This is a genomic window from Kribbella sp. NPDC051137 (assembly GCF_040682535.1).
GTDB lineage: Bacteria > Actinomycetota > Actinomycetes > Propionibacteriales > Kribbellaceae > Kribbella > Kribbella karoonensis.
In genome coordinates this window covers 418,989-432,092 of the sequence record NZ_JBFBBI010000003.1, presented here as the reverse complement: position 1 = coordinate 432,092, position 13,104 = coordinate 418,989, and the positions used below count along the sequence as shown (strand labels likewise).

The window sequence follows — 13,104 nt, the reverse complement described above, 5'->3', positions numbered from 1 at the left end:
GCGGACAGCAGGCTTGTAGAGAGGAGGTCGGCGATGCCGACCCGACACCTTCCGGACGACCCGAACCTCGATCACCTGCGCGGTCAGGCCAAAGCCCTGCTCAAGGGTGTGCGCGCTCAGGACGACGATGCCGTCGCGCTGGCGGCCGAGTTCCATCCCGTGCAGACGCTGGCAGACGCGCAGCTGGTGATCGCCCGCAGCTACGGGTTCCCCAGCTGGCCGCGGATCGTGCGGCACCTGGAACTCGTCGACCACTACAGCCGTTCGCCGCACCGCCAGTCGATCGGCGGGCCGCTGGACACACCGGAGCAGCGCGCCGACGAGTTCCTGCGGCTCGCGACGCTGCACTACGGGGAGGACGATCCGGCCCGGCAGCGGTCAGCGCGCGACCTGCTGGAACGCTTCCCGGACATTGCCCAGAGCAACATCTACACACAGGTCGTCTGCGGCGACCCGGACATCGACCTCACCCAGGCGAGCGTCGAAGGTGGACCGTACCGCTGGGAACCACTGCTCTACCTGACCTACAGCCGCCTCGACGCGCCGCATCAGGTCGAGATCGCTCGCCGGCTCCTGGAGCACGGCGCCGATCCGAACGCCGGCTACCTGTGGCAGGGCATGCCGTCGCCGTTCACCGCGCTCACCGGGGTCTTCGGTCGCGGCGAGGGCGATCAACCGCCGCACCGCGATCGCGTGGAGCTGGCGCGACTCCTGCTCGACGCGGGTGCCGACCCCAACGACAGCCAGACCATGTACAACTGCGGGCCCGGTTGTCCGCCGCCGCACGACGACGTACACCTGGAGCTGCTGCTGGAGTACGGGCTCGGCCGCGGTGACGGCGGGCCGTGGCACGAGCGGATGACGACGGCCCATCCGACCCCGCGGCAACTGCTCGAGGACGAGCTGGTGTTCGCGTCGTCGGCCGGTCTGCTCCATCGGGTCGAACTGGTCCTTGCCCAGGGCACCGATCCGGAAGGCACTGGTACGCAGCACCCGGCGTTCAACGGCGAACGCCCGTACGAGCTCGCCGCCGTCCAGGGCCACACGGAGATCGCCGAACTGCTCCGCGCACGAGGCGCCAGGCCGTTGGACGAGGTTCACGAGGTGTACGCCGCCGCGATGCGCGGGGAACTGGGCGAGGTCGACCCCGCACTGGCGGCCCGTGCGGTGGCTCGCTACCGCCGGCTACCGGTCCGCGCGGCCGAGGTCGGGCGGACCGAGGCGATGGAGCCGCTGCAGCGACTCGGGTACGACCTCACCCGGGTCACGCAGGGCGCCGCACCGATCCACCGGGCCGCGATCAACGGCCACCTGGAGACGGTCCGGAAGCTGATCGAGCTCGGCGCCGATCCCGAAGTACGCGACCCCAACTACCACGGGAACGCGCTGAGCTGGGCCGAACACAACCACCAAGATGCGGTGGCCGCCTTCCTCAGGGGCTTACCGCAAGGAACAGGAACGCGCTGAACACCGAGAGATGAACGGCGCCCTGCAACAGCGTGGCGCGACCGGTCGACAGCGTGATGATGCCGGTCACCACGGTCAGCGCGAACAGCACCATCTCCTTGCCGCCGAGCCCGAGGACGAGCGGGCCGCTCAGCCAGATCGAGGCGAGCGCGATCGCGGGGATGGTCAGGCCGATACTGGCCAGCGCTGAGCCGAGCGCCAGGTTGACGCTGGTCTGGAGGCGGTTGCGCAGTGCCGCGCGCACTGCCGCGATCGTCTCCGGCAGCAGCACCAGCATCGCGATCACGACGCCGACGACGGACAACGGCAGGCCGGCCGACTGGACGGCGTGCTCGAGGTTCGGCGAGACGGTCTTCGCGAGGCCGACCACCGACACCAGACAGACGAGCAGCAGCCCGAGGCTGAGCAGCGCGGTCGCGGTCCGCGGCGCCTCGGCGTGGTGGTCCTCGTCCGTGTCGACGTCGCCGTCCGCGCTGACCGGGAGGAAGTAATCGCGGTGCCGGATCGTCTGGATGAACACGAACACGCCGTACATCACCAGCGACGTGACACCGGCGAACGCGAGCTGCGCCGGACTGAACCGCGGGCCCTCCGCGCTCGTGGTGAACGTCGGCAGCACGAGACTCAAGGTCACCAGCGCGGTCATCACGGTCAAGGCGGAGTACGACGCCTGCACCCGGAACACCTGCACCCGGTGCCGCACCGAACCGACGACCAGCGCCAGGCCGAGGATGCCGTTGCAGGTGATCATCACCGCGGCGAACACGGTGTCGCGGGCCAGCGACGCGGCCTTGTCACCGCCGGACGCCATCAGCGTCACGATCAGCGCGACCTCGATCACCGTCACCGCGAGCGCCAGGATCAGCGTGCCGAACGGCTCACCGACCTTGTGCGCGACGACCTCGGCATGATGGACGGCCGCGAACACCGCGGCGCCGAGGCCGAGGCAGACCAGCAGCAGGAGCACCGTGCCCAGGTCCCGGTGCCAGGACCCGACGAGATCCAGGAAGGCGAGTGCGGGCACGACAAGGGTCCACCGCGGCAGCCCCTGGGTCACGGATCTCTTCATCCCCAGCAAGCCTATCGGCAATCCGCTTGGCTTCCGGTGAACGACGGGTGATGCTTCTCCCATTATGGCTGTCAACATCAGGAACGCGACCGCCGACGACTGGGCGGCCATCTGGCCGTTCTTCCACGAGATCGTCGCCGCGCGGGAGACCTACACCTACGACCCGGAGCTCACCGAGGAACAGGCGCGGGCGTTGTGGATGTCGCCGTCCAGCTCGCCGCTGGCGCGGACGACGGTCGCGGTCGATGCCGACGGCACCGTCCTCGGCAGCGCCAACATGTACCCGAACCGGCCCGGTCCCGGCGCGCACGTGGCGAGCGCGAGCTTCATGGTCGACGGAAAGGCCCGTGGCCGCGGTGTCGGGCGGGCGCTCTGCGAGGACATGATCGCGTGGGCCGGGCGGACCGGGTTCCGCTCGATCCAGTTCAACGCGGTGGTCGAGACCAACGGACCCGCCGTACACCTCTGGCAGTCCCTCGGCTTCCGCATCGCCGGCACCGTCCCCGAGGCCTTCGACCACCCCAAGCTCGGCTACGTAGGTTTGCACGTGATGTACCGTCCGTTGCCATGACGGTGCCGATGCCGCGACTCCGTCGCGGCGGGTCATGGGGCTCGAGCTCCTGGTCTTCCCTCGTCGCTTCGCTCCTCAGTCCAGACCAGGAGGCCCCATGACAAGGGCTCGCCGGATGTGGAAGGCGCTCGAGCCGTTCCATGCGATCACGTACTTCGCGCCGGAGACTCGGCAGGCGACCGACGCGCTCGGGCTCAAGGGCGGGTGGATGAGCTACTTCGGTTGCCGTGCGGCGCCGCTCGGGGCGGTTGGGCCCGAGTTCGTGGCGGCGGTGTTCTACAACTTCCACCCGGCGATGGTCGCGCGGTCGCTCCCGGACGCGTGGACCTACGCGCCGCCGGAGCAGCTCCTCGCGGCGCGGCTGACCGCTGTGGACATCGCCGTACGGCGATTGTTCCCGGACGCGTCCTTCGACCGGGCCGCCGAACTCGCGCGGCGGGCGGCGGAGCTGGCGCCGATCGCGGGGCGTCCGCTCGCCGCGGCGAATGCATCGTTGGAATGGCCAACGGACCCGGCGTTGGCGCTGTGGCAGGCGACCACGATCCTGCGGGAGTCGCGAGGTGACGGGCATGTCGCGGCGCTGGTGGCGGCCGGGCTCAGTCCGTGCCAGGCCCTCGTGACGATCTCCGCGGCCGGCGGCCCGGCCAAGGAGGTTTTCCAGCTCAACCGCCGGTGGAGCGACGAGGAGTGGGCCGAGGCGTCCAACGACCTTCGCGATCGCGGGCTGCTGGATGCATCGGGTGTCTTGACTTCCGATGGGCGGGCGCTACGGGAGCAGGTCGAGGAGACGACGGACGCGCTGGCGGATCAGGGGTGGCGGGCACTCGGAGACGAGTCGACCACCGAGTTGCACGACCTGATGTACCCGTTGAGCGCCGTACTGATGGCCGACGGCCTGATCCCCGCCGACAACCCGATGGCTATGCGCTGGGACTGACCCGATCGGCGAGCTTCCGCAACGCCTGCGCCAACTGCTCACCGGTCGGCGCGCTGGCCGGGTCGAACATGCTCTGCGCGACGACTCCGAGCAGCATCGCCTGCAGCAGTCTCCCGATCGCCTGCACCTCCTCCGGCGCTGCGCCGGAGTCCACTCCCCCGAACATCTCCGCCAGCCCTTCCCGGGCTTCCCCCTGCATCTTCACGAGGTCCGCGACAAGCTCGGGCATGCTCTCCCCCAAGCTGAGCACCTCGAACTGCGCAGCCCACAACGCCCGCATCCGAGGCTCCTGCAGCCCGTCGACGATCCGCGCCCACGTCCCCACGAACTGCCCGTGAGCCCCCGCTCTCCCGGCCGCGGCGCCTCCCGCGGCGTCTCCGGTGGCGTCTCCGGTGGCGACCTGGGGTGCCCATTCGTCGATCAGTAGGGCGCGGAGCGCTTCGTTCAGCAGGGTGTCCTTCGAGCCGAAGTGGTAGCCGATCGCCGCCAGGCTCACTCCGGCGGCGGTCGCGATGTCGCGCGCCGTCGTCCTGCTGTAGCCCTTCTCCAGCAGGCACGTCTTCGCACCTTCGACCAACGCCTCGCGGTTTCCCATACCCACAACTCTAACACATACGTCTCAAACAATCGTCTTGCACAAATGTCTAAGACCGCCGTACAGTCATCGCACCAACCAAACCTTCGGAGGGGTTCACGATGACGACGGTGCTGATCTCAGGTGCGAGCGTGGCCGGCCCGGCGCTGGCCTACTGGCTGCAGCGGTACGGGTACGAGCCGACGGTGGTCGAGCGCGCTCCTGCCCCACGCCCCGGCGGGTACGCGGTCGACTTCCGCGGCGCGTCGATGACCGTGCTCGAGCGGATGGGCGTCCTACCGGCGATCCGGGAACGCGCGACCGAGATGGGCGCGATGTCGTACGTCGACGAGTCCGGCAAGGTCGTCGCGACCACCTCCCCCGAGGCGTTCAGCGGTGAGCTCGAGATCCTCCGCGGCGACCTCGTCGAGATCCTGTACGACCTGACCCGCGACACCACGGAGTACCTGTTCGACGACTCGATCACCGCGCTCACCCAGGACGACGAAGGTGTGGAGGTGGTGTTCGAGAGCGGTACGACGCGCCGCTTCGACCTGGTCGTCGGCGCGGACGGGCTGCACTCGAACGTACGACGGATCGCGTTCGGCCCGGAGTCGTCGTACGTCCACGATCTCGGCTACTACGCATCGGTCTGCACGGTCGAGAACCACCTCGGGCTCGACCACACCGGGCAGATCCTGAACGTCCCGGGCAAGACCGTCGGCATGTACAGCGCGCGGAACAACACCGAGGCGAAGGCCCTGTTCTACTTCGCGTCCTCGGACCTGACCTACGACAGGCGGAACGTGCCGGAGCAGAAGGCGATCGTCGAGGAGCAGTTCAAGGACCTCGGGTGGGAGGTGCCGACGCTGCTCGACGGGCTACGGACCGCGCCGGACTTCTACTTCGACTCGATCAGCCAGATCAAGCTCGACAGCTGTTCGCGCGGCCGGATCGCGCTGTGCGGTGACGCCGGGTACTGCGCCTCGCCGCTGTCCGGGATGGGGACGAGCCTCGCGATCGTCGGCGCCTACGTACTCGCGGGCGAGCTGCACGCGGCCGGCGGTGACCACACCCGGGCGTTCGCGGAGTACGACGTACGGATGAAGGGTTTTGTGGACGCGTGTCAGCAGCAAGCGGTGGACGGGGCGCGCTGGTTCGTGCCGGCGACGAAGTGGTTCACCCGGGTCCGGAACCTGTCCTACCGGCTGATGCCGTACCTGCCGTGGCGGAACCTGATCCGGGACATGTCGCTCAAGGTCGGGAACGCGATCGACCTGCCGACGTACGAAGACCCGCGTCCGCGGCCCGCAGTACGGCGGCCGTGAGCGCGTCGAGGATGCCGGACTCGAGCTTCCAGTGCTGCCAGTACAGCGGTACGTCGATGTACTTGCCCGGGGCAACGCTGACCATCCGCCCCGCGGCCAGCTCGGGTCCGGCCAGCTGATCCTCGATCATCCCCCAGCCGAGCCCGATCCGGACCGCCTCGTGGAACGGCGCGGACGCCGGGATCGCGTGCGCCGGCGGGTCCAGCTTCCGGCGGGTGACCTTGCGGAGCAGCCGGTGCTGCAGGACGTCCTTCTCGTTGAAGATCACTATCGGCGCCTCGGAAAGGGCCTCAGGCAACGGTTTGCCGGCCAGCCAGCGTTCGGCGTACTCCGGGGTGGCGAGCGGGAGGTACCGCATCTTTCCCAGCGGTACGACGCGGCAGCCCTGCACCGGGCGCGGGTCCGCGGTGACCGCGGCGAGGACCGTGCCGTTGCGCAGGTACTCCGCCGAGTGTTCCTCGTCCTCCTGGTGCACCAGGAACCGGGCGTCGTGCGTGCGGGACAGGTCGAGCATCGCGGGCAGGAACCAGTTGTTCAGCGAGTCCGCGTTCACCGCGATCGGGATCCGCTGCGCGTCGACCGTCCCGCGGACGGCGGCGATCGCCTCGACCTCGAGCAGCGCGACCTGCCGCGCGAGCCGGAGCAGCGCCTCCCCCGCCGCGGTCGCCCGGGCCGGCTTGCCGCGCATCACCACCACCTGGCCGAGCCGGCTCTCCAACGCCTTGATCCGTTGACTGATCGCCGACGGTGTCACGCTCAGGCGCCGCGCGGCCGCGTCGAAGCTGCCCTCGTCGAGGACCGCGACGAACGTCTCGAGTTGCACCGAGTCGAACTGCATGATGAAGCAATCCTAATGGCACTTCAGAATCTTTAGCTGGTTTGAAGGACTCCTGATGCCTAGCGTCTGAGACATGCCATATTTCGCCGGTCTCGCCACGTCGCTGACACTGATCGTGGCGATCGGCGCCCAGAACGCCTTCGTCCTCCGCCAGGGCCTGCGCCGCGAACACGTCCTGCCGGTCGTGCTGACCTGCGCACTCTCCGACGCCCTGTTGATCTCCGGCGGCATCCTCGGCCTCGGCGCTCTCCTCACCCGCAGCCAACTCGCCCTCGACGTCGCGAAGTTCGGCGGCGCCGCGTTCCTCTACACGTACGCTTTCCTGGCCGCGAAACGAGCCTTCCACCCGGGCGCCATCACCCTTACCGACCACGCCCCCGCCGCCCTCCGCAGCGTCGTACTGGCCTGCCTGGGTTTCACGTACCTGAACCCGCACGTCTACCTCGACACCGTCGTACTCCTGGGCTCCCTGGCCAACCAACGAGGCACCAACGGCCGCTGGTTCTACGGCCTGGGCGCCGTCACCGCCAGCTTCCTCTGGTTCTTCTCCCTGGGCTTCTTCTCCCGCAAACTAACCCCCTTCTTCACCCGCCCCCGAGCCTGGCAACTCCTCGACACCGCCATAGCCCTCCTCATGACCACCCTCGCCACCTGGATGCTCCTCGCCTGATATCCACAGCCCGAAGATCGTCCGCGGATGACGGCATCACTCCATGTATGATTGTGTGCAACACGGCCAGCCCCTCTGCCTCGCAGGCACGGGCTGGTTTTCTTTTACCTGGGGGACTTCGTGGCAACCTACGCCAAGCCCCACCTCGCCTTCGCCGACCAGGTCCAACTGCTGAAGAGCAGGGGCCTGGTGATCGACGACGACGCCGAGGCGGAGCATCTGCTGAGCAGCATCGGCTATTACCGCTTGAGCGGCTACTGGTACGTCTACCGGCGCCGACTCGACGGCAGTCGGCGTGCCGACACTTTCGTCGACGGGACCACGTTTCGGCAGGTGGTGCAGCTCTACGACACGGACAGACGACTGAAGCTGCACCTGCTCGACTCGCTCGAACGGATCGAGATCGCCGTCCGGGTGATGATCGGCTTCACGCTCGGCCGCCGTGGTGCCTACGCCCATCTCGCGGCCGGCAACCTCGACGGGCGATTCACGCAGTCGAGGAGTGGACAGCCGAGCACCCACGACCGGTGGCTGCGCAAGGTTCTCGCTGCACAGGGCAGGTCTTCGGAGGACTTTGTCCAGCATTTCCAGAGCAAGTACGACGGGCGACTGCCGGTGTGGGTGGTCACGGAGATCCTGGACTTCGGCTCGATGAGCTACCTGTTCCAGGGGCTGAAGAGCACGGACCGGAACGAGATCGCCGCTCGGCTCGGCGTCGTCGACCAGTCGGGCGGCGGCAACGGTACCGCGCTCGCGAACTGGCTGCGCGTGCTCAACTACGTCCGAAATGTCTGCGCCCACCACTCACGGCTGTGGAACCGGAACCTGGTCGACCAGCTGGCACCGCGTCATCTGCGGTCGGTCCCGGACCTGCACGCCCTAGCTCGCCGCGAGGTCTCGCACTCCCGGATCTACTCGACGCTGTGCATCGTTGCGTTCCTACTGTCCCGTACCGGCCACGGACCGCAATGGACCTTGCAAGCTCGGGACCTGCTCAGTACGAAGATTCCATCCTGCGGACGGGGTCTTCACGAGCTCGGATTTCCGTCCGGATGGAGAGCCGAGCACCCGTGGACGGGAGACCTGTGATGGACGTGACTGTGTTGTGTGATGCGGTGGCGGTGTTTCCGGAAGAGGTTGGGGTGGCTTTGCCGGGGGTGGGGGAGGAGGGGTGGTTGCTGCACTTTCACAGTTATCTGGTGGTGGGGGAGTCGGGGGCGGTGCTGGTGGATGCGGGGATCGGGCCGGCGGGTGGGGAGGCTGCGGAGTGGTTGGGGGTTTCGGGGCGGTTGCCGGGGTTGCTGGGGCAGGTGGGGGTGGGGGTTGAGGACGTGGACGCGGTGGTGTTGACGCATGTGCATCTGGATCACGTGGGATGGGCCTCGGACGGGGTGCGGGTGGGGTTTCCGCGGGCGGAGTACGTCGTACAGCGGGAAGAGTTGGAGCATGTGCGTGGTGGGGTGACCTATGACCAGCGGATCCGGCCTATCGAGGAGGCTGGGCAGTTGCGGGTGGTGGACAGTACGGCGATGGTGCGCGGGGCTCGGCTGTTGCCGACGCCGGGACATACGCCCGGACACCAGTCGGTGGTCACGGAGCGGGCGATTCTCGGTGGGGACGTGTTCGTGCATGCTGCGCAGGCGCGGCGGCCTGAGTTGACGTATGTGTACGAGCGCGATCCGGCGCGAGCGGTCACCTCGCGGCGGGAGGTGCTGGCGCTGGCGGCCACGCTCGGGGTTCCGATCGCGGCCGCGCATCCGCCGGCGGCGTTGTCGTCGACGGGCGATCCAGTCGCCTCCGCGGGCACGGCCGAGGACGTCTGTCCGCCGTACAAGCTCTAGCGATAGCCCGTCGTGTCGGCGGGTTTGCCGGCGTGTTCGACCTCGACAATGTAGCGCCAGGCGTCGGGGCGGCTGCCGTCGACGTCGGTGAAGCCGTAGACCTGCGCGAGTTCACCGCTCGACGTGGACCTGCCGTTCCACCGGCGTACGTCGGGGTCGGCCGCCAGCGCCGCCACCGCGCGGCCGACGTACGACGGGCTTTCCGAGATCGCGAAGTGCTGGACCTCCGCCGTCGCGTCCTGCCAGTTGTCCTCGCGGACGCCGAACCCGTCGAGCATCGCCTCCGACCGCAACCACCCGGGCGTCAGCAGTACGGCGGTCGCGTCGTACTTGTCCAGCTCGTGCGCCAACGCGAACGCGATCCGCCCGACCGCACCCTTCGCCAGGTCGTAGAAGAACGACACCCGATAGGTCTCCGCGTTGTACTCGGCGGTGCCGTCCGTCATCTCGATCACCAACCCGCCGGGCGACTTGATCAGCAGCGGCAACGCGTAATGCGCGGTGATCACGTGCGTGTTGACGCCCAGCTCCAGCAACCGCAGCCCGCCGGCGAGATCGCTCTCCCACACGGTCTTGTCCCACTCGGGCTCGCCGTGCTGCCCCCAGATGTCGTTCACCAGGATGTGCAGCGCGCCTTGTTCCCGCTCGATCCGCTCGACCAGCGCCCGGACCTGCTCCGGATCCAGATGATCCACCGGTACGGCGATCCCGTGCCCGCCGGCCTTGTCGACGAGCTCCGCGGTCTCCTCGATGGTCTCCGGCCGGTTCATCTCCGACCGCCCGGCTCGCGTACTGCGCCCCGTCACGTAGACGGTCGCGCCGGCGGCGCCGAGCTCGACCGCGATCCCCCGTCCGGCAGCTCGGGTCGCGCCGGCGACCAGTGCCACCTTGCCCGCCAGGTCCGGCGCGTACGCCGGAGTCGCAGCGGATCGAGCGTTGTTCGGCTGCATCCGTCCTCCTTATCCATACAACGTATGATTATGTACCCTACGGCGTATGGTTAATGTCGGCAAGCGCTCCGGACGGCCGCGGGCGGGGGAGGAGCGGCTGAGCCGGGCCGCGATCCTGACCGCGGCCCTGCGGATCGTCGACGACGAGGGCATCGACGCGCTGACCATGCGCCGGCTCGCCGCGACACTGCAGGTCAACCCGATGTCGCTCTACCATCACCTGCCGAACAAGGCCGCCGTACTGGCCGGACTCGCGGAACTGGTCTTCGCCGAGCTGGAGCTGCCCGATCCGGGTCCCGCGGTGCCCTGGGACGAGCAGCTCAAGGACGCGGCGAGGGCGTATCGGAACGGGCTGCGCGCCCACCCGAACCTCGCGCTCCAGGTGCTGTCCGACACCTCCGCCGTCTCGAGCGTGGTGGTGGTGACGATGGAGCCGTTCTACCGGGCACTCGACCGCGCCGGCCTCGCGCCGCGGCAGATCTTCGAGGCCGCGAACACGCTGGTCGACTTCATCCACGGCTTCACGCTCGGCGAGACGTCCGTCCAGGCGGACACGTTCGAGCTCGCCCCCGATCTGCTCGCCCGCATCCGCGATCTGCCACCTGAGAAGGCCCCGACGCTGACCCGCATCGTCGCCGAGCTCGGCCCGCAGGGACTCGCCTACGACTTCGACAGCGGCTTCGAGTCGGGCCTCTGCACCGTGATCGCCGGCCTCGCGCGGTAACGCGAGATCGCGACGCCGACCAGGCAGAGCCCACCGCCGGCGTACGCGAGCAGCGCCGGGCTCTCACCGAGCAGCAGCCATCCGAGGACGATCGTGAGCGGCGGCACCAGGTACGTCGTCGCGCCCATCCGGCCCGCGGTCGTCCGCGCCAGCGCATAAGCCCAGGTGGTGAAGGCGATCGCGGTCGGGAACGCGCCGAGGAACACCACCCACCACACCGTCGACGGCCCGACCTCCCGGACCAACGCGGGCCCGAACGGCAGACACGCGACCGCGCCGATCACGCACGACAACCACGTGACCTCCAGCGCGGGCAGGCGAGCGAGCAGCGGCTTCTGCGACACGACACCGATCGCGTACGCCGCCGCCGCGATCAGGCACAGCACCACGCCCCACGTCCCGGCCCTCCCGTGCGACGACGAAACACCGATCAACACCACGCCGCCGAACGCGATCAGGCTCCCGATCACCAACCGCCGCGGGAACCCTTCGTGCAGGAACAGCCCGGCCAGCAGGGCGATCAGCAGTGGCCCGATGTTTACGAGCATCGCGGTCGTCCCAGCGTCGAGATGGCGCTCAGCCTCGTTCAGCGCGAGGTTGTAGATCCCGAACCACAGCAACCCGCATGCCAGCAGCAACTTCCAGTCCGCCCGCGCCGGCCAGCGCCGCGGCCGCGTGAACACGAAGATCCCGAGCACCACGCTGCCCACCAGCAACCGCCCGAGCGACAGCGCACCCGCCGACATGTCCGCGCCGACATGCCGGATCGCGACGAACGCCGACGCCCACAACACAACCGTCACCACGGCGGCCCCAGCCGCGCGTACGCCCTGTTTCCTCATGTTCGTACAACGTTTTCGCCGCCCATACCCGTGAGATTAGGTCTCGCTCGCTTCGGCCTCCGCCGAACTATTCGGCGCCGGCAGTGCGAGCGGTACGACGAACGCGGTCAGCAACACCGGCACCGTCAACGCCGCGATCAGCACGGACATCGGGAACCAGATCGACCCGAGCGCGAACCCGCCGTACACGGCGATCGCCGACACCTCGGCGAACAGGCCGGACACCGAGGTCACGGTTGCCCGCGCCGGGCCGCTGATCGCGTCCTGCAGCCGCGCTTCGGACACCACGATCACCAGCTGGAGTACGCCGTACCCGATCGCGATCGGCAGGAATCCCCAGGCGGAGCGGCCGAGCGCACCGGTCGCGATCAGTACCGCGGACGCCGCCAGACCGACGGTGAAGGTTGCTACAGGCAACTTGTACGCCGGTCCCGCGAGGGCGCCGCCGATCGCCTGTGCCGCGACGGTGCCGGCGATCAGCAACGGGATCACGCCGTTCGCCGCACCGGTCTCGCGGGCGAACAACGGGAAGTACTCGTCGAACGCCAGGAATCCGCCCAGCAGCGCAACCAGCAGAACAGCCCGCCGTACGACGTGACTCGTCAGCACCTCGGACATACCCGTCCGCAGCATCCGGAGGTAGCCCTCAGTGCGAGCGCTGTCGACGGCACGGGCTTCGGGCAACGACCACGCGACCGCCGCCTCGACCAGGCAACTCAGCACGCTCACCGCGCCCGCGAGGACGTAACCGCCGAGGTCGAACAGCGGTGCGGCGATCACGGTCGCCGCCAGGTTCGCCACGAAGGCGGCGGAGCGGGCACGGCCCAGCAGCGTCGGGTAGAACCCGGTACGGCCGCGCGCGGCGAGTTCGTCGTACACGAACGCTTCGTAGGTGCCGGAGATCAGCGCCGACGACGCGCCCCAGAGGACGAATCCCGCCGCGAAACCGGCGAACGAGGGCAGCGCGATCCAGACCGCGTATCCGAGCCCACTGATCAACGCGCCGAGCATCAGCAGCTTGCGCCGCGAGTACGAGTCCGCCCAGGCACCCGACGGGACCTCGAGCACGAATCCGGTCGCGGACCAGATCACGAACAGCAGCGAGATCTGGGCAGGCGACAGCCCGTGATCCTTGAAGAGCAGCTGGTACAGCGGATACAGCGGGATGAAGTCGTGCAGCGCGTTGACCGCGACGATCCGGGCCGACAGCGCTCGCTCGGTACGTCAATGATGTGGAGGGCTCATGCCTCGACGATACCGGTAAATGCCGCGCGCCACCCGGGGAATATCCGT

General features: G+C 68.7%; 14 protein-coding genes. 8 read left to right on the top strand and 6 right to left on the bottom strand.

The genetic code is table 11. The features are described from left to right. Positions 1-33: 33 nt before the first annotated feature. Positions 34-1,467, top strand: a complete 1,434-nt coding sequence (locus AB0M51_RS17100) for an ankyrin repeat domain-containing protein (RefSeq protein WP_363749576.1) — start codon at positions 34-36, stop codon at positions 1,465-1,467. Here AB0M51_RS17100 and AB0M51_RS17095 read toward each other — a convergent pair. Next, positions 1,433-2,536, bottom strand: a complete 1,104-nt coding sequence (locus tag AB0M51_RS17095) for an ionic transporter y4hA (RefSeq protein WP_363749575.1) — start codon at positions 2,534-2,536, stop codon at positions 1,433-1,435. The genes AB0M51_RS17100 and AB0M51_RS17095 overlap by 35 nt on opposite strands. A 64-nt stretch (positions 2,537-2,600) precedes the next feature. Between AB0M51_RS17095 and AB0M51_RS17090 the strand changes: the two genes are divergently transcribed. Continuing rightward, positions 2,601-3,107 (top strand): GNAT family N-acetyltransferase, encoded by a 507-nt coding sequence (locus AB0M51_RS17090; RefSeq protein WP_363749574.1) that lies wholly within the window; start codon positions 2,601-2,603, stop codon positions 3,105-3,107. Positions 3,108-3,204: 97 nt separating this feature from the next. Then, positions 3,205-4,044, top strand: a complete 840-nt coding sequence (locus tag AB0M51_RS17085; RefSeq protein ID WP_363749573.1) for a hypothetical protein — start codon at positions 3,205-3,207, stop codon at positions 4,042-4,044. On the opposite strand, the gene AB0M51_RS17080 is transcribed toward AB0M51_RS17085, so the two are convergent. Continuing rightward, a complete protein-coding gene (locus AB0M51_RS17080; protein WP_363749572.1) occupies positions 4,028-4,639 on the bottom strand; it encodes a helix-turn-helix domain-containing protein in 612 nt (203 codons plus the stop codon). The two genes, AB0M51_RS17085 and AB0M51_RS17080, sit on opposite strands and share 17 nt — an antisense overlap. A gap of 101 nt (positions 4,640-4,740) precedes the next feature. Here AB0M51_RS17080 and AB0M51_RS17075 point away from each other — a divergent pair, with 101 nt between their 5' ends. Beyond that, on the top strand, positions 4,741-5,946 hold the full coding sequence (locus tag AB0M51_RS17075) for an FAD-dependent monooxygenase (protein WP_363749571.1): 1,206 nt from the start codon (positions 4,741-4,743) through the stop codon (positions 5,944-5,946). On the opposite strand, the gene AB0M51_RS17070 is transcribed toward AB0M51_RS17075, so the two are convergent. Next, entirely contained in the window at positions 5,873-6,784 is a 912-nt protein-coding gene (locus AB0M51_RS17070; RefSeq protein WP_363749570.1) for a LysR family transcriptional regulator ArgP, read from the bottom strand. The two genes, AB0M51_RS17075 and AB0M51_RS17070, sit on opposite strands and share 74 nt — an antisense overlap. Before the next feature lie 73 nt (positions 6,785-6,857). Between AB0M51_RS17070 and AB0M51_RS17065 the strand changes: the two genes are divergently transcribed. The 3 genes from AB0M51_RS17065 to AB0M51_RS17055 all read left to right on the top strand — a co-directional run bounded on the left by AB0M51_RS17065 (position 6,858) and on the right by AB0M51_RS17055 (position 9,295). After that, complete coding sequence (locus AB0M51_RS17065; RefSeq protein WP_344193893.1) at positions 6,858-7,454, top strand: LysE/ArgO family amino acid transporter; 597 nt, start codon at positions 6,858-6,860, stop codon at positions 7,452-7,454. Positions 7,455-7,574: 120 nt separating this feature from the next. Further along, entirely contained in the window at positions 7,575-8,543 is a 969-nt protein-coding gene (locus AB0M51_RS17060) for an Abi family protein (protein ID WP_344193891.1), read from the top strand. Continuing rightward, positions 8,543-9,295 (top strand): MBL fold metallo-hydrolase, encoded by a 753-nt coding sequence (locus AB0M51_RS17055; protein ID WP_363749569.1) that lies wholly within the window; start codon positions 8,543-8,545, stop codon positions 9,293-9,295. The genes AB0M51_RS17060 and AB0M51_RS17055 overlap by 1 nt, the downstream gene beginning before the upstream one ends. Here the strand turns inward: AB0M51_RS17055 and AB0M51_RS17050 are convergent. Next, positions 9,292-10,245: an SDR family oxidoreductase gene (locus AB0M51_RS17050; protein WP_363749568.1), complete on the bottom strand. Its 954-nt coding sequence runs from the start codon at positions 10,243-10,245 to the stop codon at positions 9,292-9,294. The two genes, AB0M51_RS17055 and AB0M51_RS17050, sit on opposite strands and share 4 nt — an antisense overlap. A gap of 46 nt (positions 10,246-10,291) precedes the next feature. Between AB0M51_RS17050 and AB0M51_RS17045 the strand changes: the two genes are divergently transcribed. Then, entirely contained in the window at positions 10,292-10,969 is a 678-nt protein-coding gene (locus tag AB0M51_RS17045; protein ID WP_344193885.1) for a TetR/AcrR family transcriptional regulator C-terminal domain-containing protein, read from the top strand. Here the strand turns inward: AB0M51_RS17045 and AB0M51_RS17040 are convergent. Both AB0M51_RS17040 and AB0M51_RS17035 read right to left on the bottom strand, forming a co-directional pair. Further along, positions 10,906-11,811, bottom strand: coding sequence for a DMT family transporter (locus AB0M51_RS17040; protein ID WP_363749567.1), 906 nt, complete (start codon positions 11,809-11,811; stop codon positions 10,906-10,908). The two genes, AB0M51_RS17045 and AB0M51_RS17040, sit on opposite strands and share 64 nt — an antisense overlap. A gap of 36 nt (positions 11,812-11,847) precedes the next feature. Then, positions 11,848-12,963 (bottom strand): MFS transporter, encoded by a 1,116-nt coding sequence (locus AB0M51_RS17035; RefSeq protein ID WP_363749856.1) that lies wholly within the window; start codon positions 12,961-12,963, stop codon positions 11,848-11,850. Positions 12,964-13,104: the final 141 nt, after the last annotated feature.